Source organism: uncultured Ruminococcus sp. (genome assembly GCF_947301925.1).
In the GTDB taxonomy this organism is placed as follows: Bacteria; Bacillota; Clostridia; order Oscillospirales; family Ruminococcaceae; genus Ruminococcus.
On sequence record NZ_CAMYUE010000001.1, the window covers coordinates 633,154 to 656,754 of the forward strand.

The following is a 23,601-nucleotide window of genomic DNA, read 5'->3' on the forward strand; positions in this document are numbered from 1 at the left end:
GATTTATCCCCTTATCTGATAAGTTCAAACATTTTTCCGGGAAGTGAACGCACCGTCCCGTATATCTCAAGCTCTGTGAGCTCCGTCATGAGCTCCGCAGGATCCAGCTCAAGTCTCTGTGCAAGCTCGTCTGCGTGGAGAGCTCCACCTGCAAGCTCCCGTGCTATAAGGAGCTGCTGTTCCGACAGCTCGTCGGGAAACTCCGCAGGAGCTGTCTGCACCGGCTCTGCTGCCGTGTCATATCCGGCATCGGCCGCAGCTGCGGGCTCATATACATTATGAACAGCCTCGTGAGGCACAGCTGGTGTTTTCGCAGCTGACGTCCCCGAATACTGTTTCCTGTCGCCGGTTATACACTCCATTACGTCGGAGGCGTCGTACATTGGCAGCGCTCCGTCGCGAAGGAGCTTTATATTGCCTGCGAATTCTCCGCTGAATATATCCGCAGGAGGCAGACAGAGCACGTCATGTCCCTGACCTGCCGAAAGATTGGCAGTTATAAGTGAGCCGCTCTTGGCTCCTGCCTGAAATACCACCGTAGCAGCTCCGAGAGCTGCAAGCACCCTGTTGCGCTTGGGGAAGTTGGGCGAATTCGGCGCCGTACCCGGAGGGAACTCCGAGATGAAAACTCCTCCCGCCGCAAGAATGGTATCTCTGTATGAGAAATTCTGTCTCGGGTAGTCCACATCAACTCCGCAGCCCATTACGCATACCGTAGGGCGGCCTATATCAGCCGCAGCCATGCTGCACGCAAGGTCTATACCCACAGCAAAGCCGCTGACTATAACCACTCCTCTTGCGGAGAGCTCCGAGCATATCTCCTTAGCTGCCCTGAGACTGTAGGCTGAGGCCTTTCTGGTGCCTACCGCTGTAACAGTCAGCTTTGTTTTCAGGCATGAGATATTGCCTCTGTAGTACAGCACTGACGGCGGATTATATATATGCGCCAGCTGCGCGGGATATTCGGGATCGGTATAGGATACAACTCCTATCCCTCTCTTTGCGCAGTTTGCAAGGAAGACCTCCGCATTGCGCAGCGGGACTCCCCTGACGTTTTTCAGCTCGTTTTCCGTGAGACTGACCATGGAATTATCGGAAGACAGCGAGAGATACGCCTTCTCCGCAGTGCGGAAGAAGCTCATGACCTCCCAGATGCGGTGATTGCCCGTACCGAATACCATATTCAGCCAGAGCCAGTATTTTGTTTCCTCCATAGTCAGACCTCCTTTAAATATGTGTATGTATCCTATCTTTTCAGCTCCCACATGAGTATGCCTGCAGCCATTGCCGCGTTGAGGGAGTTGATATTTCCGTGCATGGGTATTATTACTCTTCTTGTGCAGCGCTGTGCGATATCGGCGGGAAGACCGTTGCCCTCATTGCCGATGAATACCGCCTGTGTGCCCGTGAACTCACATTCCGTAACGGGTACGGCGTCCTTGTCAATGACAGCCGCAGATGTGACCGCGCCTGCCTTACCAAGCTCAGCGAAAAGGGTCTCCGTATCGTTTTCGACAGCTATGTTCATTCTGAACACCGAGCCCATAGTGGAGCGTATCACCTTGGGACTGTAAAGGTCGCAGCTTCCTGACAGTATAACGCCGTTAATGCCGAGAGCGTCAGCGGTCCTTATCATCATGCCCACATTTCCGGGATCCTGCAAGCCGAACAGCACGAGGTACTTTCCGCCGTCACGGAGTATGGACTGCACTTTCCGCTGAAGGGGTATCCTGCACATGGCAAAGACTCCCTGCGTGCTCTCCGTGGAGGCTATCCTGTTTCCAAGCTCATTTGAAATGACAATTGTCCTTGTATTCCTCAAATCAGCCTGTAAAAGCTCCTCGCCGAAGCGCTCCTGTGCCTTTTCTGTAAGTATAAGCTGAGTTATGCCGCTTTCCTCTTTAAGAGCGTCCAGAACGATCCTCAGCCCTTCCAACACGAATAAGCCGTACTGAAGTCTTTCTTTTTTTGAGGAAGAAAGCTTCTGATACAGCTTGATGGTAGGATTATCTTTAGAGGTTATAATATTATCCAATACTACACGCACCTCCGTTGTATGCTGGTGAGACGGATCCTGCAGCAGGCGGAGAAGCCCCGCCTCCTACAAGAAAACACGCTCTTGAAAAGGAGCGTGTTTTTTAATTGGAATTAAAGAGCAGCCTTTGCCTTGTCAGCGATAGCTGTGAAACCTGCTGCATCGTTGATAGCGATCTCGGAGAGCATCTTTCTGTTGAGAGAGATACCAGCCTTCTTGCAGCCGTTCATGAATGTAGAGTAGTTCATGCCGTTGAGCTTTGCAGCTGCGGAGATTCTTGTGATCCAGAGCTGTCTGAACTGTCTCTTCTTCTGCTTTCTTCCGATATATGCATAATTACCTGACTTCATTACGGCCTGCTTAGCCATCTTGAAGTGCTTGCTCTTAGCGCCCCAGTAGCCCTTAGCAAGCTTTAAAGTCTTGTTTCTTCTCTTACGAGTCATCATTGCACCTTTAATACGTGCCATAGTCTTTTACCTCCAAATATTAAAATTACGGGAATTGCGCTCGGTACAATGCGGAACTGATTCCGCCTTCCATTACATATAAGGAACGAGCTTCTTGATTGTAGGAGCGTTTGTGCAATCTGCAACGCCTGCGTTACGAGCGATTCTCTTGCGCTTAGTGTCCTTCTGAGTAAGTCTGTGTCTCTTGTTGGTGTGCTGGTACTTTACCTTACCGCTTCCTGTAATCTTAAAACGCTTCTTAGCGCCCGAGTGAGTTTTAACCTTTACCTTTGCCATTATATGATCCTCCTTACTTAGCGGCCTTTGGGGAAACGAACATAACGATGCTGCGTCCCTCCATCTTAGCCGGCTTATCCACAGTGCCTGCCGCAGAAACTGCTTCCTTGAAGCGATCAAGCAGCTCGCTTCCAAGTTCGGGATGTGCAATAGCTCTCTTACGGAACCTTACGGATACCTTGAGCTTATCGCCGCCCTGTAAAAACTTAACGGCCTGATTTACCTTCGTCTCGAAGTCATGGGTATCTATAGTGGAGAACATTCTGATCTCCTTTATAGCCACAACCTTCTGATTCTTCCTTGCTTCTTTTTCACGCTTAGCCTGCTCGAAGCAATACTTTCCGTAGTCCATGATACGGCATACGGGCGGTGTCGCCTGCGGAGCTATCTTTACGAGATCAAGATCCTTGTCGAAGGCTATCTGCTGAGCCTCTTTGGCGGATAAAACGCCAAGCTTTTTACCGTCAGCGTCGATTACGAGAACTTCCTTGTCTCTTATCTCTTCGTTGATCTGCAGTTCCTGTTTGCTAATAGTCAAGCACCTCCAAGCAATAAATTTTAAAAACAAAAATGAGTGCAGAAATTATCCGCACTCACCAATACACACTGATAAACCGAACTGCCGCAAGAACAGCCCGATATCCGATACATATTGACCGTTTCAGCATAGCCCGACGGTGAGAACGCATAGTTCTGCTTTGTTTACTCAAATATTATACAACACTCCGCACCATAAGTCAAGGGGCAGTTTTATTTTTGTCACATTTCACAATTCACTCATTGATAATGCTCTTGATTTTATCCCATATTGCAAATCTGACTCTGTATTTCTTCGGCTTTTTCAGCATATCCAGCTCCTCATCGGAGAAGAACTCCTCTGCTTCCTCCTCGTCCTCTGTCACGGAGGCCTCCACGGAACTGTCCCCGCAGGCCGCAGGCAGACACAGCGGCGGATACATCACGCACCACCAGTTATGTCCCTCTGCCCTGCCTATTTTAATACGGAGCGCCCGATAACGCCCCCGCGGCATAGTGAGTCCGCCGTATACCCTGTCGCCGAAATCAACGTCCGCAAGCTCCGCAGTCACCTTATCGGAGCAGCCGTTCTCGCGGAGGACTTCCTCGGCTATATCCGTAATGTCGTCCAGTCTTTCTTCGGCTATAGCCTCCGCCTCAGACAAGCTGTCCGCAGAACTGAATATACCGCTGCCGAGGAGAGCGTCGCGCACCCTGAGCTTCAGCCGCTGATCCTCCCGACTGTCGGAATCCGCAAGTATATGCAGCCGCAGCACACTTCCGCGGAGCCTGTCCAGTCTGCGGCCATCCCTGACGATACAGCCTGCATTTGAAACAAGTATAGCCAGTATGAGTCCCGCTGCCGCAGCAGCCATTGAAGATTTTCTCAAAAACATCACCTCAACGACTATCATGGGCAGTTTTTTCCTTTTTATACCGCCGCCTGCTACGGGGCGGCTTTTTTCGGAGCTTTTCCATTAAAAAGCCTGCCCCCTGCAATATCAGCAAGGGGCAGACTGTCATGCGCAACGCTTATAGTTTACTTTGTGGGATCAAGGCTTGCGACCTTGTGGAGCAGATACTCCTGTATGCGGAGAGCGTCTCCGGAAGTAAGTCCCTTTGTGGACTGATCAACGTCGCCGTTGAGCTTGCCCTGAGCCGTCAGAGGCTTTTCAGCCTTGCCGCCTAAGCCGTATTTATTGGGGTTAGCCAGAGCCTGCATGATGAGGATAGCGTCAGCCAGCTCGACCTTGCCGTCGCAGTTTGTATCGCCGTATGTTATCTCATCAACGGGACCAATAGTTGTAGTAGTTGTTGTTGTGGTAGGCTTGGGACCTGTAGTAGTTGTTGTGGTTGTGCTTGTAGTTGTAGAAGTTTTGGGATCATCCTTCTTCTCCGGCTCCGTACCGTCAGGCTCTATACCGCCTACAAGAACACCGTCAGCGTAAATACAGATATGATCCGCTCTCTCCTCCGGGGGATCGTCAACTGCGAAGAAATCTCCGCTGTCACCGATCTTCAGTCCCTGATAGCTCCAGTCATTTGTAGGATCCCAGAAATCTCCGTAGTACATACCCAGATCAAACTGATACTTCTTTCCTGAGTTTGCGATAACATAGCCGTCCCATGTCACCTCTACATAATATGTATCGGGTACCTTGTCATACTTGAAAGGCCCTGAGATAATGCCGTCTGCGCCCTCGTCTCCTGCCTCAGTGCTGGACTGATCGTAGAGCTCTCGTACTTCCTTCAATCCGTCAATTCCGTTTTTCATCTCGCTGATGTTGAAGAAGTAACGTATTGATGTCTTCTTGGAGGGTGATGTCTCACCTGTGAGTACTTTGAAAGATATCTGTGTGGTTCCTGCACCGTCTCCGTTCTTGTTCGGCTTGTCGATACCAAGAGCCTCAACCCAGTAACCGCTTCCGCCGCCCTCTGAGCCGCCGCCGTAAACTCTCTTTTCGTCAGCAGGAGGGAAATTCTCGGTGATAGCCATATCCTCTGTGCCGAATACCTCGTAAAGGCCTGCACAGGCTCCTACGAAAGCAGCGTTATAGTCGATGGTTACCTCGTTCTCTCTCCAGTCGTTTGTGCTGTCGCTGTGTGCGTCCGCATCATCGGGACCGCCTGCGAGAGCGCCCCAGAGGATATGCTTCTGCTCACGGGGATCCTCTGCCATGAGGAGGCCTGAAGCAGCACGGTGATGAGGATTCTTTACAGCTGTATCATTATAGCCTACAACGAAGGATCTGGGACCGTGTGTACCGTTCTTGCCTGCAAGCACGGTCATTTTGGCAGTTTCCTTGTATGTTATGTCGTTCTTGCCGAGAACATAATCCATCTGCTTCTGAGCCCACTTGCTCCATTCGCTGGGCTGGCCGTTGTTGTGATACTTATCATAGAGGAGGCAGATGAGCTGCATAGCTGTGTTGTAACGGCAGCTTCCCCACTCGTTAAGGAATGCAAAACCGCCCTTTGTTTCTTTCTGCTGCCATGTCTTGAGGCACTTGCCCACGCAGTCATCGTCCCAGAAGTCATCGAAAACGTACTGGTTCTTGCCCTGAGCGTCTCTTACCATCTGGACCAGATCCAGCTCGGGGTGTTCCTGATTGATAACCGCCCACATAACGCCTGCGCCGCTCCACATATCGTTCCAGCAGTAGCACCAGCCCGAGGGAGCGTAGTAATCGAAGTAGGGAGCAGCCTGCTCCAGTGAAGTCTTATCGCCTGTTGCCATGTACATCCAGGCAGCAGCCCAGCAGAAGTCGTCCTGCCACTTGCTTGAACCATAGAACTCACCGGGACCGTCATTGTTATCGGAAAGGAGCTTATCCTCCTTCTGTCCCACTGTAGGCGGGAACTTCTCGATAGAATCGTTGGCGAACTTCCAGAGGGACTGTGCATAATCAAGTGACTTATCAGCATATTCGGGATCTGTGTCCTTGAAGTTAAGGTAGTTGATAGCCAGTGACGCACAGGCTGATACAACGTAGTCTATCTGAGGCTTGTCTGCTGTAAGGAAGAACGCGGGACGAGGCATTGTGTCAACCTCGGGGTTGTTCCAGATCTTATGGTCGATCTCACCGAGACCTACCTGATAGCAGTGAGCGATGACAGTTCCGTCCTTGTCGCGGAAGGTACACTTCATGAGGTAATCGTTGAAGTGACGCAGGATAGTCTCCATATGATCGTCCTGCTTCAGCTTCTTGAATACATCGCGGTACTCGTAGTAATCCCATGCAAGAGTAGCGGCAGTGTAGTTCTCGGGCATACCGAATTCAACGTGGTCGCCTGCGTCATGGAAGCCGCCTGCAACGTCCACTGTTCCGTCACCGTCGGGATCAAGGATATCCTTGTATTTTGCAATGAACGAAGAAGAAAGGTTAACGCCGCCTGCGGTGCTCTTGTCCTTTTTGCCGTCCCACTCTTCAAGCGGAACGTGAGCGTCATAGGTATGGCAGTTGCCTCTCCATGAGAGAAGGTTGTGTCCCTCAACATCATCGCCGCACATATTGGCGTCGTAGAAATACAGTGAATACTGCAAAGCGCGGGCGTAGTCGATATCAAGACCTGAGTCTGTGACTACCTCGCTTATGGGGGCGCAGAACTTCTGCTCCTCCGTTTCGGTATCTGCCGCATTGACCGACCATGTCAGGCAGACAGATGTTGCAGCGGTAACAATGCTCATTACTGCTGCTAAGAGTTTTTTGTGATTCATCATCTTTTCCTCCCTTTCAAATTATGAATCATAAAATTCAATCCCATTTTACCAGATTCAGGAGATATCTCTGTATCTCCAGAGCGTCGTTTGAGGTCAGACCTTCGACGCTTTTGTCAACGTCTCCGTTGCGCTGTCCCGCGGCAGTGATATGTTTTTCATCGCTGCCGTTTTTCCCGTATTTATTGGGATTAGCAAGAGACTGCATTATCAATATCGCATCTGCCAGCTCAACTGTACCGTCACAGTTGGCGTCGCCCTTCAGGTAATCGTCGGGCAACGCAGTGACAGGCTGCGATGTTGTCGTGGTAGTAGTTGTTGTGACCGTTGAAGTGGTGGTAGTCCCCGAAGCCTCGCCGCCCTCGTTTATGGGATACTTCTTCAGATCGGGCAGCTCGTCCAGAGTAATACAGTAATCGCTGTTGTATATCTCATTCAGACTGTCCGCGGGGTTGTTCTGTTCGCTGGTCAGATAGCCCTGATACCAGGGACAGAAGTAAAGCCATGCGGCCTTCTCACTGACGAGATTGTCCAGCGACGGTATGGAGTCGTTTTCCGACATGGCCACCATTTTGTGGCCGTCGGTGCTCTGCACCAGACTGTAGAATGTAGAGGTTATAGCGCTCAGATTGGGCTGACCGTCCGCTGCGTTGTACTTGTCGTAGCCGACGATATCAACGACGTCGTCGCCGGGATACCATGCAGGAGATGTGGCGAAGGTGTAACCCGTCCACACCCATATAAGGTTATCCAGACCGTAGTCATTGGTCAGCTTGTCATAGAGCAGCCTGTAGAGCTTCACGCAGGGCTCGGGTCCTTCGGCCCCCCACCAGAACCAGCCGCCCTCTGCCTCGTGGAGAGGTCTCCACAGCACGGGGACGTCAGCGTCCTTCAGCTTTTTCAGCTGCTTTGCAATGACCTCTATATCCGCCATGAGCACCTGATTTTCCCATGTGCCCTCCTCCAGCGCATTGGAAATACTGAAGGTGGTATACTTGGGATTGGCACTCTTAACGTAAAAGGCCGTCTCCTTGCTGCCCTTTTCCACAGGCACGTTCCAGTGCCATGTGAGAGTAGCAATGCCCTTTTTATCGTTTGTCCACTGTATAGCCCGCTCGGGAGCGTGATCCTCCCAACCGGAGTTTGAGTTGTATGCAAGCAGATCTATGCCTCTTATGGCAGGCTGCCTGCCTGTTTTTTCCTGTAAGTACTCGAACTCCGCCTCGTTGTCAACTAAATAGTTTTTCGGATCGGGGTCGGAGTTTACATTATAATAGTGTTCGCCGCAGTACTCCTGCTGACCTGAGAGGATATGCTCCCCGTATATGTCGCAGAGGTAGCTGTAGAGCCTTTTTGCAGACTCCGAGGCGTTCTTGTTTGAAAGGCTTCTGTCAGGTGACAGCTCCATATAATTCCTGGAAGCAGGCTTCAGGGTGATATAGTCATAATACGCATAGCCCCAGTAAGCCCTGAGCGCAATGGTGTTTTTTCCCTTTTTAAGGCTGACCAGACCTCCCGAAGTCTCCTCGAAGGATGTGTTGTAAGGGAAGCTTATCTCCCCCTGATTAACGCCGTTCACATCGAGGTACTGTACCTTCTTGTTCGGGTCGGTGGGCTCGCAGTAGCATATGCTCAGCTCATAGAGCCCTGCATCGGGAACATCGACATCTACGCTTATGGAAGTCCCCTTCTGTCCGAGGAATACAAAGCCGCTGCCCGAAAACTCGCTGATCTCCCATTGGGTCTCGGCATCGGGCTTGCTTTTCACCGCAGCGCTGTGGATCTCTCCGCCCGAGACAGTGCCGTCCTCGAATTCATACTTCAGCAGCCCCTCTGCTGCCGCAGCATATTTCCCGTCCTTGCGTACAGAGGGAAAACTCATCGCCGCCGAAGCGATGAAAGCAGCAGCCACAGTGCAGGCAGACCGCTTTATAATATCTTTCTTCAAAATGATCCCTCCAGATCGGTGTATTCAATTGTCAATAATGCACTTAAAATTTAATCGCCTAAATTAAATAATAAGCTTAACGCATACTTCCATAACTATAATAGCACATTTCACGCAAAAAAGCAAGGGATTTTATGAAACATTCCTAAATGTGGTCTGTTTTTGCAAAAACGCAATTAATGGTCAGTCCTTTTTATCATCATTTAAGCTGCCTTCTCCGCTCCCGCCGAACACCCACCACAGCACAGCCGCTCCAGTAGCTGCAAACACAGCAAGTCCCCACCATGCTGCCGCAGGTATCCCCGATGGATCGTCGTTTATGCCGATCTCCGCAAAGGCTCCCACCGAACGATCTCCCGCAGCAAAGACCATTCCGTTTTCCTCGGCATATCTCTCCGCAGCCGAGCCCTCCGCACCTGCAATTATCATTTCCGTGTGCTTTATCAGCATATTCCCGTCGCAGTCATAGCCCAGAGCCTCCGTGCCTATATTTTTCACCGACGGCGGTATGTACACATACCCCAGACCGCCGCACATATAAAAAGCTCTTTCGCCTATATCCGCAAGGGAGTCTCCCGTTTCCACGCTCCTTAGCTCCCTGCACCCCGAGAAGCAGAGCTTTTCTATGGTTTCAAGCTCCTGCGGAAGGGTCACTGCCGTCAGAGAAGCACAGGCCCGGAAACAGGAATCGGGCAGCACCTTCAGCGTGTCGGGCAGCTCCACATAGGAAAGCTCGCCGCAGCCGCAGAAACAGCCCATGCCTATCTCTTCCAGCCCGTCAGGCAGTATCACGCTTTCCAGCTCATAGCAGGCATAGAAGCTGTGATGGCCTATTTTCAGCACCGTATCGGGCAGTTTTATACTTTTCAGGGAATGGCAGTTGTAAAAAGCGTTGTCCCGTATCTCAGTGACGGGACAGCCCTCGATGAACCCGGGGATATCTATATACACAGGCTCTCCTGTGAAGCCGACCACCGTGACCTCCCCGTCGATCACGGTGTACTCGTAGCCGCTTATCTCGTTGGTCGCAGGCGGCGTTTCGGGTGCTCCCGTAAAAATCAGCGCAGCCGCAAGCAAAATTGATCGTTTCATTGTATACTCCTCCTATGATAAGAGTATAACACCTGCGGCACTGTGCGGAAAGGCCGCATATCCCCTGCATATCACCCTTTCCCGCAGTTTTTGTGCTTTTCCTGCGCAGACGCGGCACAAACCCTCCGCAAACGCCGTCGCTTACGGGAACATTCTCCCGATATATTTCCCGAAGGGCAGCAAAAAGGCTGTCGGAGCATAAGCTCCGACAGCCCGTCTCTCTTATTTTATCATCAGTATAAATACCCCTGAAGGCAATTCATACTTCCCTCTTACTCGCTCTTTCGGCCCGCTCTCATAACCAGACCGATCATCACGAAAAGTATTCCGCCTATCACCATTGGCAGCACAGGCCACCAGAGCTGTCCCGTCTGAGGTATCTTCACCTTTGTCGTTGTAGTGACGGTGCTCGTCGGCGGAGCGGTAGTCTTCCCCGTGCTTCCGCTTGTAGTCACGGAGGTAGTTGTTGTGGTGGTAGTGGTGGTAGTTGTAGTAGTGGTAGTTCTTTCGCCGTCGCCCCAGTCGGTTATGATCTTGTGGCGGTTCCTTATGAGGAACTGGGTATCGTTATGATCTATCCTTACCTCATAATCAACAGGAACTACCCGCTCGGCAACTCTCCACTGATTTGAATTGTCAGCCGCTGTCCAGCGGTACTGCCATTCGTTGCTCTCATCAAGGGTAACTGTGTCATACAGCTCCTCGTCCTTGAAGATATCTACGGTAACGTAAGTAGGACGAACCTGATAGAGATCATTATCATCCAACCAGATCTTTCTCACTGTATAGGCCGTAGCCCTTTCGCTGAGAGTAACTCTTACTATCTTTGGATATGCATCGAATGAGAAGTTGTCATCGTCACTCCTTACCTCCATAAGCAGAGGCGAGGGCTCGTAGTAGTAATTTCCCGATTCGAGAGGATAACCCACTGCAAGATACAGTCCGTCGGAAAGTCCGCTGAACTTCACGCTTCCGTCAGTACCTGTGTAGCCCTCCGCAATGGCGTCTATCCTTTTAAGTATGGCAAAGCTCTCAACTGTCTGAGCCGCGTGGCTGATATTCTCGACGGACATATCCTCCAGATCGGCCTGACAACCTTCAAAATCGCCTGTAAGGACGAAATCAGCGCCGTCTCTTTCACCTGCGCGGTAGAGCTTCCATCTCATTCCCGTAAGTACCACATCGTCTTTTTTACACTCAAGGGTGATGCTCTTGTCAGAGGCTGCTGAAAGATCACGGGGCACTGTCCATGAAAACACAAACAGCACACAAACCATACTCATGAGCAGGCACAGCGTACTTTTACGGATCTTCGGCATTTTCATCACTCCTTTCGTTTTTTTCGTCCGGGATCAAATTCTTACCGGCATCATTCAAATTCTCGGAAACTTTTGTTACTCTGCGTTTCTTTCTGCCGCCTATCATCATTATTATGAAAAGTACCAGAAGAACAGGTGCCGCCATTACAGGCGCAACTATCACAGGTGACAGTATAAAGCCGTCGTTAGCGACATATACCTTCATTTCCTCCCTGGTCTCGATCCTTCTTCCTCTGACGAGGAGCCTGTGGGAATTGATTCCGTAGGGAGTACAGGTAAACAATGTACAATAATCCTTATCGGGTTCTATTGCCAGATCATCGACCTCATAGGGCTTGACGGTCCTGATCTGATCCACCTGATATGTAAGAACATCTGACAATACAGTTATATAGAATACATCGCCTATTTCCATTTTATCCAGATCGGTGAACAGTCTGGCACTGGGAAGGCCTCTGTGTCCAGAAAGGACAGCGTGTGTGCCTGCCCCGCCTACGGGGAGACTGGTTCCCGGAAGATGTCCCGCAGCGATCTGCAGAACGTTTTCGTCAACACTGTGATATATGGGAAGCTCGACCTTGATCTTCTCAATGGTCACATAACCCATTATACCCGTACCCGTGATATCAAGGGTATCATTATAGCCCGCCACCAGCTCCGGATGGAAAAGAGCTCCGTCTGTGGCTGCGAGTCGTTGGTTGTAATCGTTGGCAGCGCTGATAATACTTCTCTGCTGTTCATCGCTCATTGAATCTGCTATATCGTTGTATGCCTGTATAGCACGGGACTGGTGCATAGCGTTTATATGCTCGCTGACAGTTGGATACAGCAGCAGGAACAGGCCGACAAACAGCGCGATAAATGGCAGCGACTTCAGAATAAAGCGCTTCATCAAAAGCTCCTTGAGATAATGTTATGGTTGTGCAGCGGAGGAAGGCTCCCCCGCTGCACCGGATTATTCAGAATCTGTAAATATTGTTGTTTTTGCTTGATTTGGCTTAGTTGTCCTTAGCCATTCTCTTCTTTGTTATGAGAAGAACGCCGGAACCTGCAACGAGGATACCGCCGAAGATGTAGAACAGCTTAGTACCGATACCACCGGTTGAAGGAAGTGTAGAACCTTCCTTGTTCTCTATCTCGAACTCAACAGTTGCTGTATCGTTCATATCGATATCTTCGCCATCCTTTGTAGCAGTCCATGCAGGAGCATCAAATGTTACACCTGTATCGCTGATAACAACCACTATAGGAGCATCAAGCATATTGTAACCAGAAGGAGCTACAAGCTCAGTGATAGTATATGTACCAGCACCAAGACCGCCGAACTCTAATGTTCCGTCAGATTTTACATAAGCATCCATACAGATATCTGTATATGTTGTGTTTGAGCTTACATTAGTAACTTCCTTATACTTATCTGTTCCGTCATATAACTTTTCGTTTCCATCAGGAGCAGTTGTTGTAAATGTTCCATCCTTTAACTTATAGAATGTTCCAGCTGCATCCTTCTGATATGCTGTACCGTTTACAAGAACAACGTTTGCAGCTGTACCCGTCAGCTTGAACTTAGCGCCTGTAAGTGTTGCCTTTGGTGTAGCTGTAGATGCACCATCGACCTTAGTGAGCTTGATATTAGCTGTATAGGTCTTTGTCTGCTTATCAGGTGTCTTTCCAACAGGATCGCCGGGCTCATCAGGATTATCAGGCGTAGGAGGCTTAGGTTCATCAGGATTATCAGGTGACTCACCATCAGGAACTATATTAGGATTATTCGAGTATGTCAGGTTAGCAGTATTAAGGTTACCTGTTGTAGTACGATCTGCATGCTCATTGAGCGTAGCAGAATATGTAACCTTGATCTCATCACCGGCATTATTCTTCCAATTGCCATAGAAATTCTTGAATACTATCTGGAAGGTATTTCCGTCAGCAGCAGCACCTGTCTGAACCTCATATTTAGCAGCAGGTACGGTTGTTCCTCCAATGGTAATTGCAACATCATTATTAAATGTCAAGCCTTCAACCATATTATCACTGATTACAAAGAAGTACTTTGCGTAACCGGTCATATCCGGAACTTTTGATGTTATCTCGTAAGGAACAGCATCGCCTATGCTAACTGCATTTGCCTTACCATCGTCCTTTGCGGTTGCGCCTGTTATCTTCTTCTCAAGTGTAGGAAGATCTTCCTTTGTTGTGACAGTAACATCATCGCCAACTACTTTAAGAAGATTGAGAGTGATAGGATTATCTTCATCAGCTTCTGTTGTTTCCTTTACCAGATAGTAACCTGAAGCTGCACCGCCGATAATATTAGCAGCAGAATTTGTATCAGTTATAGGAGAAGTTACAACATCATCAAGTATTCTTGCCAGTGCATTTGCAGCGTCAGACCTATCGCCTAACTTACCAATTGCCTTTGAATAATCCTCAGCTGTAGATGCTGATGTCAGGGAAGCAAATACATTTGTACCGCCTTCTCCAACCTTGAATGCAGCTTCGCCCTGAAGAGCAGTTAAGAGATTTTCCATTTTTTCAGCATCAGAATTAGGCATTCCTGAACCCCACTGAATTCCTGTGAGCTTGCCGTTTTCAACTTTTCCTGTAAAGATCTGATATGCTGCAAATGCAGAATCTGCTGCCTTTGCATTTTCCATATCTACGGTTATATCATGTGTTGCAGGAGCTTCGTCTTCCGCAAATGCAGCCATGCCTGTAGCTGCTAATGGTGTGATTGCCATAAAGGCTGATGTAAGTATCGCTAAAGCGCGTTTATTAGTTTTCATATATTTTCCTCCATTTTCATTGTATTTGTATTTTACGGATGCGTGTTCACTTCAGGAAGCCATTTCAATCACGCCTCCTTCTGCGCCTGTTCACGGCACATCCGCTAAATAGACCTATTGCTGTGAGAGCAGCTCCGAGTACATATATACCCGTTGTGCCCCGTCCTCCCGTTGCGGGGAGCTTGTACCAGATATACTTGTTTGTAACAAGTATCGGTGAGTTTTCTGTATTCGTCGCAACAAACTGTCTGTCGTAGGATATAAGGTAGTCGTTATGTTCACTTACAACGGTCTTTTCATCGCCGTTCAGTACAACATCGGTGGCTATGGTCTCATCTCCGATCTTGACCTCCTCAATCCAGTATCTGTAGAGGTAGCCGTTCTGTTCACCCAGTGAAGCTTTATCCCAGTGATACATCAATGGCTGGAACACACCGTCTATCCTTACCTTATTCTTAGGCTCAACAGTTGCATCGTCTGCGATGGGAAGTGTAATCTCCTTGGAAAATCCTGTATCGGGAGAATATTCTCCGTTATTATCAAGGCGAAGCGGAGTGGTAATAGAGTTCTCATCTATCTCCATGGTATAATTGCTGTAATTTGATACATACTTGCCTGTAGATTCGTCGTATCCAGATATTTTTTTCAATGTCGGAACAACCTTTTGCCTTATGCCGAAAGCATATACACCAAAATTACTATTTCCGCTATCTGTTTCGATATATACATAATAGTTGTCAGGATTTATATCGTTTGGAATAGTATACTTCTTCTCATACGAGCCACCTTCAGTCATCGTAAAAGTTGCAACATTTAAATAACTATTTGAAACATTCGGATTATACAGAGTAATTTTAAATGTCTCATTATTATTTGAAGGTGCTAAATATGTACTGAAAGTGTATTCTTGCCCTGCAACCAAACCTAATCCAGCAAGACTCTTTTCGGCTCCTGCATAGCTTCCTCCTCTTCTTGATATCTGTATGCTGCCTCCGTAATTGCTATCCCAATCAACGGTAGCATCATAATGATTCTGCCAGCCACATTTATCATTAGCAAAAGTATCATTAAGAAGTGCCACTTCGTTAGGCAATTCAACTGTTACAGCACCACCGGGATCGGTCATTGTGTTTCCGTTCATAGTCTGCTGTGATACAGATACTGTTGCTGTTCCTTCGATAGCTGTAAACTCATCAATTCGGAATTCCGATACACGAGGTGCCTGATCGCCCGGATCAGCAGTCTCTACAATAATATACATATTGTAAGGATCGATCTCAGCGGGAAGAGTTATAGTTCCTGTAAGCTGAGTCCATTGACCGGAAGGAACGTCTTCCTGTGATATCTGCTTAAAGCTTCTGTTATCGTCCTTGTTCAATCCGTCATTGAATGTGAACTTAAACGGGATAGTCTCGCCTGCTTCATGATAAACATACGTACTGAAAGTATATGTCTTGTTCATCTTGAATTTTGCAGGATCAAGATACAGTCTTGCACCGTGCCATGACTTGTCTCTTCCGCTTACAACGAGTGAATCCGATTTTGCGTAAGCCTGGGTATTATTATCGCCACTGTCATACGATATAGTATGATCATTACTGTTGGCATCCCAGCCGTCGGTGTTTCGTGTAAACGAATGATGCACCAGAAGCAGTTCATCTTCCGCATTATAGGTCAGCAGCTTTAAAGTGACTTCATTTGCTATAGCATCCGGATCGTTTCCGAGCGGCGCCAGGTTCTTGACAACAAGTATGTTTTCATCGTCCTCATACTTGGCAACAAGCTGATCGGGAGTTTTCTGAACAGCAGGACAGTATTCTTCATCCGCTCTGTAAAGTATTACTCCTTCGGGAAGCTCGCAGATTATCTCCGCGCTGCCGTTAGCGTAAACATCATTGAAGGTCTTACTTGCAATCGGGTTTTTACCCTCGTCAATAAGATTGACCTTCAGGTTGGTTTTGGCACTCGGATGATAACCGACCATTTCACGTCTGAGAACAAGCTTTACGGGAGGCTGTCCTTCAGGCGGGGTATTCTCCCATTCCTTCCTCACAAAGATATCCGATTTGGAAATATCCGTATTTGTTACCTGAAGTACGCTGATCTCTTTTCCGTCAACAATCTCTGTAGTTTCACTGTAGGAAGCCTTGAAGTTCATCGGAACGTTCAGCTCCTCCACCTTATAGCTGTAGATATGATTTCCGTAGCGTGCAAGAAGATCATCTATGGTCTTACCATTCAGCTGTTCATCGGGCCTGAGCAAGAACGTTCTTCTCTTCTTGATTGTTGTTTCATGAGTATCAGGGTCTGTAACCTCATACCTCAGCGCGATCTGCTTGACCTCTCCTGTGGCGGAGTCGGTTCGCATGATCTTGTACTTCATTGTGAAATCGGCTGGTTTTTTGTTTTCAGGATCGACCCAGTCCTTTTTGACCTTTATCTTTGTCGTTTCCTGAATAACTCTGTTATTGAATATGTAGGAATTAGTTGTGCTGAGAGCAACGGGATCCTCGCTTGAGCTGATATCCGCATTGCCTCCGCCCGGATTAAGCAGTGTAGAAGTACCGCCGTTTACCGATACCTGATCATAGATATTGGGGTCAACACCGACCTCAACTATCTTAAACTGTCTGTGCTGCTCAAGATCTTCAAATGTCATTCTGCGTCCGTCCCTGAGCGTGAAGTATCCCTGCTCAGTTCCCGGGAGATTCGGCTTTACCCATTCCCACTCTTCGGGATCGGAATTGACCTTTACCCATTCCCATACCTGGAACTCATATTCCTTATTATCAATAGCAGGATCCTTTACCAGATGATCCTGATAATCGACTTCCTTCTTGACTGTAAGGGGTTTGAGAGTAGGAAGGTTCATTTCCATTGCAAGGTTTGAATAACAGCCGCCTCGCTCGAGATAGAACATCTTGATCTCGTGGGGCTGCTTTTTACCGTCTACAAGAGCGTCCCAGTTATCACCCAGATAATTGGTTAATGGTGTAACTATCCACTTGTTTCCCGAGCCCTGGCTTGTACTTGATGTATCGGTACCGATAGGCTTGGGAAGAGCATTCCACTGAGCGTCAGTATAACCTTGCTTTATGGTGTTCATCGTTTCACCGCGCTCGTTATCCTGAATCCAGACGAGACCGTTGGTGAAATCGATCATACCGCCTGTAGGCTCGTGGATACCGCCGATATCGAGGACAAGTTTTCCGTCAACGAAGACCCACATATCGTCATCGCCGCTGTACTTGAAAGCTACAGGGTCTCCGTTCTCCAGATTTTCGGGAGAAGGATTGACGAATTTGGCCTCCATCTTCATACCGAAGTGGTGATTGAATCCGTTTCCGTCAAAGTTAGGATCCCTCCTGCTTTCATCGTACTGATCAAATGGGAAGAAGCCTATCATGAAGCCGGGGTCCTTATCTTCGGAATACACTATCGGATTCTCATTCGAATCAAACCTGATGTTGTTTACATCATCTTTCTTATGGTGATTATCATTGATGATCTCATAAGTTTTATTATAAACATCAAATTCGCTGGTATCCGTATTGAAGTAAGCGTAATTATCATTACTGTTATAAAACAGATGATTATTAGTCTTATTTTTCTGCAGCAAATGGTTTACATCAGTATAAACGGTTTTGTAAATATTTCCGTTGCTGTCTGTCAGATTATCATCGTTAAACAGATAATCAAGGCTGTGATGCCCGTCTGCATTTACCGTAGGATAACCATTTGTCAGAGTGTTGTCCACAATACCCGAAACAGGTCTGTTTCCTGAATATACAGGAGTAGAATTGTAATCGCCCGAATAGCTGTTTTTATCGGGTAAATAATCTGTAACTCGGTATCCAATCACTATAGGATTACCATTGTCATCTAATTTTTGATTACCATTTTCGTCAAGCTCATAAACAGGTACATTTGTATTATGAACATTTGGATCACCACACTGCCTGTCTACAGGTGTACCATAAGCAAGAAACAGTATATCCTGCTGAGCATTCCTGCCTGCATTTATTCCGTCTGTAGTATTGACATTAGGGTGAGTCCATACATTATTATCAGCATCCCAGTGATAACCATAATTGTTATTCTGCGACTCCAGGTTTGAATCACCGTAATCAAACAGCGTAAACTTTATACCTTCGGCGATATTGTCGATAGTGCTAACCGTCGGGGGCAGATCGCCGTCCGCAAACAGCTCTATCTCGTTATCCAGCGTGAGATCGGGCAGGTCTGTGAGAAGTATCTCCTCAGACTCCCCTTCATTCTCATCGATGTATTCAACTGAACCGCCAAGAGCAAAAATATCGTCATCAGCTGTCTCGTCAATGGTCTCTTCTGCGCCGAGGCATACTGCATTATGTATATGCTCCTCCATGCCGCAGACGAGACGTCTTTCATAACATTCAGCGGTATGAGTATGCTCTTCGCCTTCCTCGAGTCCGCACACAAGAACGTCCTCATAGCACTCATCCGTGTGGGTATGCTCAGCGATGCCGCATAACTCCTCATTCACCATTGTAATGCCTGTATCGTGCAGCCCCCAGAGGACGCCTGATGATACGAACATTGAAAGGACAAGCAAGAGCGATACCATACGCCGTCGCTTGAGACTGTTTTTATGGATCAATTCATAAAAACCGTCGATATAGTTTTTCATTCTATATCACTGTCCTCCTTTCGGGTTATTTTATCGGCCAGGCCTTGAAAAAGACCTTTCCGACTATCTGATCCTTACCTATGCAGCCGATAGCCGTGCTTCTGCTGTCCACAGAAGTCTCACGTCTGTCGCCCAGTATAAAGATCTTATTATCGGGGACCAGATACGGGAACTCTATCTCGCAGATACCGAGACTTTTCTCGCTGACATAGGGCTCGTCCAGCGGTACGTTATTCACGCTGACATTGCCCTCATCGTCAATGGTTATCAGGTCACCCGGCAAGCCGATAACGCGCTTGAGAAGGGTCTTGTTCTGCCATGATACGCAGCACATATCTCCTCTTTTCACGTCATCAGACTTTACAAGCACAAGGATATCTCCGTTTTTCAGTGCAGGCTCCATGCTGGTGCCCGACACCTGTACAACGGGGAAGAATAAAGTTGAAGCCAGCACTGCCAGAGCAGCCACAACGACCAGTATCGAAACGGTGCTCAGCAGTGTGCTTACGAATTTTCTCTTATATTTTATTTTACCAAGTTCGGTCTCTATCTGTTCCTTTGATGGCATAGCGACCGTTTTTTTCTTATTAGCTGACATTTAAATGCTTCATCCTTCAGTAATGGGATAATACAGTTATTTCGGTCTGTTTTTTCTGCTTTCCGCTTTCTTTTTTGCCTTTGAAAGTATCTCCTCAGCTTCTTTCTTCGCCTGACTTATTATCTCGGCCGCTTTTTTCTCGGCGTCCTCATTGGCCAGCCTTACCTGCTCAATATAGTCATCGGCAGTTTTCTGTGCGGTCTCAAAAAGCAAGTCGAGCCCGACAACAGCCTCTGCTATCGAACCCGCTTTACTGATTTTAAGATTTTTGGAATCAAGCTGAGCTCTTAATTCTCCGAGCTCTTTGACGAGTTCATCCTGTTTCTTCTGATACTCATATATTATTGCAATAAGATCGCCGCGTTTAAGCTTTCTGAATTCCTTATCAGTCATATAATGCTCCTGTTGGATAAATATTAGCGAGATTTCTTTTACAAGTTTATTATACCATCTGTTAATCACGCTGTCAACGGAATTTGTTTATTATTTACAATTTATCAAATAATTCGTTGACTTGAACAATCCAGCCCCTCCATTACTGTTCACATAGCATTAGAATAGTCAAATGTTCCACATAATTCCACTAACATCAAAGAGCTCTGCTGTCATTTTATATCAGATGGCCCGACTTTTGTAAGTCAGCAACACGCCTATTTTACGTCATTTTATCCCTGTTATGTGCAGTCCGCACAAACTATTGCTAAATCATTGTGCTAATTGCCGAAATTGGTTAGACAATCCATATTTCTGCTCATTTCGATTGACTCAGAGCCCCCGAAAGCGTTATAATATAATATGTAGCGACAAAAATATAAACTCATATGTTTTCAATATATGTCTAATAATTAATTATATTTTTTGTAACATCAATAGCAAATAATACTTTTTGTATATCAAGGAGAGATAAGTATGACCGACAAGCAGCTCCGCAAAGCAAAGAAAAGCGAACTGATAGAAATGCTCTATTATATGAGGAAGGAACTTGACCGTCTCAGCGAAGAAAACGAAGGTCTGCGCACCCGTCTTGACACAATACTTGGAAACGCCGTAAAAAACTCCGCTGCCGACGCAGCTCCCGACAGTGATAATGAGGAATGACCATGGACGAAAAGAAGAAAATGGATATCCCCACAGCGGAACAGCTCAAGAAAGAGCTTGACAGACGAAAATACAGACGTCGCTATATCAGGACCCTTACGGGTACATTGGGGGCTCTCATAGCCGCAGCGGCAGCAGTTGTGCTGCTATCCGTGCTTGTTTTTCCTGTAATGCGTATCACGGGCACAAGCATGGAGCCCACACTCAGGGAGGATCAGGTCATACTTTGCAGCCGAGCCCCCCACCTTAAAAGGGGCGACATCATATCTTTCTATTATAATAAGAAGATACTCGTAAAGCGCGTCATAGGCCTTCCCGGAGATGAGATCAGCATCGACGAGGGCGGAAGGGTCTCCGTGAACGGCACCGTCATCGACGAACCCTACGCCGCTGTTTCCGGAGAGGGCGAATGTGACATCAGCTATCCCTATACCGTCCCGCTGGGCAGATACTTCGTGCTTGGCGACGCAAGAGAGGTCTCTGTTGACAGCAGATCAACAGCTGTGGGCTGTGTTGCCGAGGAGAACATCATCGGCAAGACCACTATGGTGCTGCTGCCCTTCAGCGACTTCGGCAGGATAGGATAGAGCCGCGGAGGACATGGAATGAGCAAGAAACGCAGTGTTATAACCAATGTCATCTTTGTGGTCATGCTTATCACAGGACTTTGTCTTACTCTATACCCCAGCTTCAGCAACTGGTGGAACTCCCGTCTGCAATCCCGCGCCATAGCCAGATACGACCGTGCAGTTGCAGACCTGAGCAACAGTGAAAAAGACAATATCCTCAGGAGAGCCGAGGCCTACAACACCGCTCTCGGCGCTCTTGCCGAACCCTTTGAGGATCACGACACCGTAGAGGGCTACAGCGATATCCTTGACATCACGGGCACAGGTATAATGGGATATATAACTATCCCCAAGATAGGAGTATACCTGCCTATTTACCACGGCACCAGTCCCGAGGTGCTCAATGTGGCCGTGGGACATCTTCAGGGCTCCTCACTTCCAGTAGGCGGAACGGGCTGTCACGCAGTAATTTCCGCCCACCGCGGTCTGCCGTCGGCAAGGCTTTTCACGGACATAGACCAGCTCATCGAGGACGACACCTTTACCATTACCATACTCGACGAGGTGCTGACCTATGAGGTGGATCAGATAGTCACCGTTCTGCCATATGAGAGGAACGAGCTCCGCGCCGTCCCCGAGGAGGACTATGTCACACTCATGACCTGTACTCCCTACGGTATCAATACCCACAGACTGCTTGTCAGAGCGCACAGGATAGACACGGTATATCCCCACAATGTAAAAGTACCGTCGGACGCTGTAATGGTGGACGATATGACGGTATACGCATTCATTGCAACGGCAGTGCTGATAGTTCTGCTGATATACTGGATAGTATCGGGCAGACTCGGCAGCGAGAGACACTTCTCCGAGGAAACGGTTTATAAGATACCCCTTGAAGGCAGAAAAAAACGCAGGAAAAAGTAAGCGGCTCTCACAGAGGAGAGCCGCTCCTTTTATTTTTTGCCGCAGTTCTTGTCGAAGGAAGGATTGCAGGCATAGAAGTTTCTCGAATCCAGTTTATCCTGTGCTATACGAAGCGCTTCCCCGTTCCGTTCAGGGTGCAGCCCCACCCGCCACTGCACAGTGATACTGCTGCCCGTAACGTATATCACACGGATAAGAGCGTCCGCAGCACGTCTTTTCCCGCAGAAGCTCAGGCCGTCCCACACTGCCGCGAAATGCTCTCCCTCTGCGGAAAAGCCTGCAAGCCGCAGCTTTATGCACTCTCCTGTCAGCTGCTCCGCCATATCGGTATAGACCGTGCCTGCTCCTCCGCAGGAAGCGGAACAGAACAGATAACGCCTGCCGTTGCTGTACTGCCTTGCCGTCATTGCACAGCCGCAGGCTCCGCACCTGACCTTGCCGCACAGCCATGAGTTTTTCGCCTTCTGGGAGGATATCCCCCTCTGTCTGCTCATGCACTTTTCGCGGCATCTCAGCCATATTCCGGAGTCAACTATGCCAGTGTGGGGCGCGGGAACTATCCTTTTCCCTGCCAGCACTGAGGAGCTGCTCCTCTTTCCGTTTCTGTCACTGTAGCAGTAACAGCCCCTGCCATCAGTATATTCCGCAGGCGGAGCCGTGACCTCCGCGCCGTTACTGATGAAAAAATCATACACATCTTCATCGGACCTGACATATACGGGATTCATCACCAGCTCCCTTATCCGCGGACGCGCCCAATGTGAACCTCTCTTATCTATCCCCAGCTCATTCAGGTGATCTGCAACATCTCCGCAGGAGGTATCTGCCCGGGAGTACATATTATATATTAGCCTAACCACCTCAGCCTCCTCTGGGAGGGCTTCATACATCGAGGTATGTATGCCGTCTATGACTACAGGCACCTTCCTAAAGCCGTAAGGAACAGGACCACCCATGTACAGGCTTTTTGAGCTCCGCGAATAATAGGCGTCAGCCACACGCTTCTGTATAGTCTCCCTTTCCAACTGTGCAAAAACTATACAGATATTCAGCATGGCATTCCCCATGGGCGAGGAGGTATCGAACTTCTCGGTAGCAGATACGAACTTCACGCCGTACCTGCCGAAAAGCTCCATCATATTTGAAAAATCAAGAATGGAACGGCTTATGCGGTCAAGCTTGTATACCACCACCGTACTTATGAGGCCGTCGCCGATATCCTTCATCATCTCCGTGAACTGCGGACGGTTGGTGTTCTTGCCGCTGTATCCCCTGTCGGTATACACTCTGAACTCCTCTCCCCTCGTCTCATAGCGGCACACCTCTATCTGCTGCTCTATGGAGATACTGTCAGCCTTCTCCACGGACTGTCTTGCGTATATAGCTATCATCAGTCCCCCTCCGAAGCATTCCCGCATTCACCCAATATACCGCGCAGCTCATCCAGAGCCCTACGGAGCGTCCTTTCGTCCGTTTCCGCAGGTATGAGCTCCTCCACCGTGATCTCTCCCTTTTCCGTTTTCAAAGACCATATTTCCGAAACACAGCCGGTTCTGTCAATATCCATACACATCGCCTCCGCT

The 23,601-nt window shown here is 48.3% G+C and carries 21 protein-coding genes; 3 read left to right on the plus strand and 18 right to left on the minus strand.

Annotation, left to right across the window (positions count from 1 at the left end):
- Nucleotides 1–11 precede the first annotated feature (11 nt).
- From dprA to Q0Y65_RS03105, 16 genes are all read right to left on the minus strand, one after another.
- On the minus strand, nucleotides 12–1,214 hold the full coding sequence (gene dprA, locus Q0Y65_RS03035) for a DNA-processing protein DprA (protein WP_297956783.1): 1,203 nt from the start codon (nucleotides 1,212–1,214) through the stop codon (nucleotides 12–14).
- 32 nt (nucleotides 1,215–1,246) lie between these two features.
- A complete protein-coding gene (locus Q0Y65_RS03040; protein WP_297956786.1) occupies nucleotides 1,247–2,035 on the minus strand; it encodes an RNA methyltransferase in 789 nt (262 codons plus the stop codon).
- A 113-nt stretch (nucleotides 2,036–2,148) separates the two neighbouring features.
- Nucleotides 2,149–2,502: a 50S ribosomal protein L20 gene (gene rplT / locus Q0Y65_RS03045; RefSeq protein WP_028521362.1), complete on the minus strand. Its 354-nt coding sequence runs from the start codon at nucleotides 2,500–2,502 to the stop codon at nucleotides 2,149–2,151.
- Between the two features lie 72 nt (nucleotides 2,503–2,574).
- Nucleotides 2,575–2,778 carry a 50S ribosomal protein L35 gene (gene rpmI, locus Q0Y65_RS03050; RefSeq protein ID WP_019678115.1) on the minus strand — a complete coding sequence of 68 codons (204 nt, stop codon included), beginning with the start codon at nucleotides 2,776–2,778 and terminating at the stop codon, nucleotides 2,575–2,577.
- Nucleotides 2,779–2,791: 13 nt separating this feature from the next.
- The gene (infC, locus tag Q0Y65_RS03055; RefSeq protein WP_028521361.1) at nucleotides 2,792–3,316 is read right to left on the minus strand and encodes a translation initiation factor IF-3; all 525 of its coding nucleotides are present in this window, start codon (nucleotides 3,314–3,316) and stop codon (nucleotides 2,792–2,794) included.
- A gap of 235 nt (nucleotides 3,317–3,551) precedes the next feature.
- The gene (locus tag Q0Y65_RS03060; RefSeq protein ID WP_297956789.1) at nucleotides 3,552–4,208 is read right to left on the minus strand and encodes a stage II sporulation protein R; all 657 of its coding nucleotides are present in this window, start codon (nucleotides 4,206–4,208) and stop codon (nucleotides 3,552–3,554) included.
- A 125-nt stretch (nucleotides 4,209–4,333) separates the two neighbouring features.
- Nucleotides 4,334–7,012 carry a glycoside hydrolase family 9 protein gene (locus Q0Y65_RS03065; protein ID WP_297956792.1) on the minus strand — a complete coding sequence of 893 codons (2,679 nt, stop codon included), beginning with the start codon at nucleotides 7,010–7,012 and terminating at the stop codon, nucleotides 4,334–4,336.
- A 37-nt stretch (nucleotides 7,013–7,049) separates the two neighbouring features.
- Nucleotides 7,050–8,960, minus strand: a complete 1,911-nt coding sequence (locus tag Q0Y65_RS03070; protein WP_297956817.1) for a glycosyl hydrolase — start codon at nucleotides 8,958–8,960, stop codon at nucleotides 7,050–7,052.
- Nucleotides 8,961–9,143: 183 nt separating this feature from the next.
- The gene (locus Q0Y65_RS03075) at nucleotides 9,144–10,052 is read right to left on the minus strand and encodes a leucine-rich repeat domain-containing protein (RefSeq protein ID WP_297956820.1); all 909 of its coding nucleotides are present in this window, start codon (nucleotides 10,050–10,052) and stop codon (nucleotides 9,144–9,146) included.
- A 272-nt stretch (nucleotides 10,053–10,324) separates the two neighbouring features.
- Nucleotides 10,325–11,371, minus strand: a complete 1,047-nt coding sequence (locus tag Q0Y65_RS03080) for a Cna B-type domain-containing protein (RefSeq protein ID WP_297956822.1) — start codon at nucleotides 11,369–11,371, stop codon at nucleotides 10,325–10,327.
- Nucleotides 11,355–12,263 (minus strand): class C sortase, encoded by a 909-nt coding sequence (locus Q0Y65_RS03085; RefSeq protein ID WP_297956826.1) that lies wholly within the window; start codon nucleotides 12,261–12,263, stop codon nucleotides 11,355–11,357. The genes Q0Y65_RS03080 and Q0Y65_RS03085 overlap by 17 nt, the downstream gene beginning before the upstream one ends.
- A 106-nt stretch (nucleotides 12,264–12,369) precedes the next feature.
- Entirely contained in the window at nucleotides 12,370–13,824 is a 1,455-nt protein-coding gene (locus Q0Y65_RS03090) for an isopeptide-forming domain-containing fimbrial protein (protein ID WP_363293501.1), read from the minus strand.
- Nucleotides 13,802–13,864 carry a hypothetical protein gene (locus Q0Y65_RS15720; RefSeq protein ID WP_363293502.1) on the minus strand — a complete coding sequence of 21 codons (63 nt, stop codon included), beginning with the start codon at nucleotides 13,862–13,864 and terminating at the stop codon, nucleotides 13,802–13,804. Before Q0Y65_RS15720 ends, Q0Y65_RS03090 begins: the two co-directional genes overlap by 23 nt.
- A gap of 357 nt (nucleotides 13,865–14,221) precedes the next feature.
- The gene (locus tag Q0Y65_RS03095) at nucleotides 14,222–18,826 is read right to left on the minus strand and encodes a carbohydrate binding domain-containing protein (RefSeq protein ID WP_297956832.1); all 4,605 of its coding nucleotides are present in this window, start codon (nucleotides 18,824–18,826) and stop codon (nucleotides 14,222–14,224) included.
- A gap of 25 nt (nucleotides 18,827–18,851) precedes the next feature.
- Nucleotides 18,852–19,424 carry a signal peptidase I gene (gene lepB / locus Q0Y65_RS03100; protein ID WP_297956835.1) on the minus strand — a complete coding sequence of 191 codons (573 nt, stop codon included), beginning with the start codon at nucleotides 19,422–19,424 and terminating at the stop codon, nucleotides 18,852–18,854.
- A 36-nt stretch (nucleotides 19,425–19,460) separates the two neighbouring features.
- Nucleotides 19,461–19,817 carry a hypothetical protein gene (locus tag Q0Y65_RS03105; RefSeq protein ID WP_297956838.1) on the minus strand — a complete coding sequence of 119 codons (357 nt, stop codon included), beginning with the start codon at nucleotides 19,815–19,817 and terminating at the stop codon, nucleotides 19,461–19,463.
- 516 nt (nucleotides 19,818–20,333) lie between these two features.
- Between Q0Y65_RS03105 and Q0Y65_RS03110 the strand changes: the two genes are divergently transcribed.
- Genes Q0Y65_RS03110 through Q0Y65_RS03120 form a run of 3 tightly spaced genes read left to right on the plus strand, consistent with a single transcriptional unit; the run spans nucleotide 20,334 to nucleotide 22,018 of the window.
- Complete coding sequence (locus Q0Y65_RS03110) at nucleotides 20,334–20,522, plus strand: hypothetical protein (protein ID WP_297956841.1); 189 nt, start codon at nucleotides 20,334–20,336, stop codon at nucleotides 20,520–20,522.
- A gap of 2 nt (nucleotides 20,523–20,524) precedes the next feature.
- Nucleotides 20,525–21,109, plus strand: a complete 585-nt coding sequence (lepB, locus tag Q0Y65_RS03115; protein WP_297956844.1) for a signal peptidase I — start codon at nucleotides 20,525–20,527, stop codon at nucleotides 21,107–21,109.
- 18 nt (nucleotides 21,110–21,127) lie between these two features.
- Entirely contained in the window at nucleotides 21,128–22,018 is an 891-nt protein-coding gene (locus tag Q0Y65_RS03120; RefSeq protein ID WP_297956846.1) for a class C sortase, read from the plus strand.
- 29 nt (nucleotides 22,019–22,047) lie between these two features.
- Here the strand turns inward: Q0Y65_RS03120 and Q0Y65_RS03125 are convergent, their stop codons facing one another.
- Nucleotides 22,048–23,409: a recombinase family protein gene (locus tag Q0Y65_RS03125; protein WP_297956848.1), complete on the minus strand. Its 1,362-nt coding sequence runs from the start codon at nucleotides 23,407–23,409 to the stop codon at nucleotides 22,048–22,050.
- A complete protein-coding gene (locus Q0Y65_RS03130; protein WP_297956850.1) occupies nucleotides 23,409–23,585 on the minus strand; it encodes a hypothetical protein in 177 nt (58 codons plus the stop codon). Before Q0Y65_RS03130 ends, Q0Y65_RS03125 begins: the two co-directional genes overlap by 1 nt.
- Nucleotides 23,586–23,601 lie beyond the last annotated feature (16 nt).

Bases quoted from the DNA above. Each gene is read 5' to 3' on its own strand.
- dprA (WP_297956783.1), bottom strand. From the start codon at position 1,214: ATGGAGGAAACAAAATACTGGCTCTGGCTGAATATGGTATTCGGTACG.
- rplT (WP_028521362.1), bottom strand. From the start codon at position 2,502: ATGGCACGTATTAAAGGTGCAATGATGACTCGTAAGAGAAGAAACAAG.
- rpmI (WP_019678115.1), bottom strand. From the start codon at position 2,778: ATGGCAAAGGTAAAGGTTAAAACTCACTCGGGCGCTAAGAAGCGTTTT.
- Q0Y65_RS03060 (WP_297956789.1), bottom strand. From the start codon at position 4,208: ATGATAGTCGTTGAGGTGATGTTTTTGAGAAAATCTTCAATGGCTGCT.
- Q0Y65_RS03065 (WP_297956792.1), bottom strand. From the start codon at position 7,012: ATGAATCACAAAAAACTCTTAGCAGCAGTAATGAGCATTGTTACCGCT.
- Q0Y65_RS03075 (WP_297956820.1), bottom strand. From the start codon at position 10,052: ATGAAACGATCAATTTTGCTTGCGGCTGCGCTGATTTTTACGGGAGCA.
- Q0Y65_RS03080 (WP_297956822.1), bottom strand. From the start codon at position 11,371: ATGCCGAAGATCCGTAAAAGTACGCTGTGCCTGCTCATGAGTATGGTT.
- Q0Y65_RS03085 (WP_297956826.1), bottom strand. From the start codon at position 12,263: ATGAAGCGCTTTATTCTGAAGTCGCTGCCATTTATCGCGCTGTTTGTC.
- Q0Y65_RS03095 (WP_297956832.1), bottom strand. From the start codon at position 18,826: ATGAAAAACTATATCGACGGTTTTTATGAATTGATCCATAAAAACAGT.
- lepB (WP_297956835.1), bottom strand. From the start codon at position 19,424: ATGTCAGCTAATAAGAAAAAAACGGTCGCTATGCCATCAAAGGAACAG.
- Q0Y65_RS03105 (WP_297956838.1), bottom strand. From the start codon at position 19,817: ATGACTGATAAGGAATTCAGAAAGCTTAAACGCGGCGATCTTATTGCA.
- Q0Y65_RS03110 (WP_297956841.1), top strand. From the start codon at position 20,334: ATGACCGACAAGCAGCTCCGCAAAGCAAAGAAAAGCGAACTGATAGAA.
- lepB (WP_297956844.1), top strand. From the start codon at position 20,525: ATGGACGAAAAGAAGAAAATGGATATCCCCACAGCGGAACAGCTCAAG.
- Q0Y65_RS03120 (WP_297956846.1), top strand. From the start codon at position 21,128: ATGAGCAAGAAACGCAGTGTTATAACCAATGTCATCTTTGTGGTCATG.
- Q0Y65_RS03125 (WP_297956848.1), bottom strand. From the start codon at position 23,409: ATGATAGCTATATACGCAAGACAGTCCGTGGAGAAGGCTGACAGTATC.
- Q0Y65_RS03130 (WP_297956850.1), bottom strand. From the start codon at position 23,585: ATGGATATTGACAGAACCGGCTGTGTTTCGGAAATATGGTCTTTGAAA.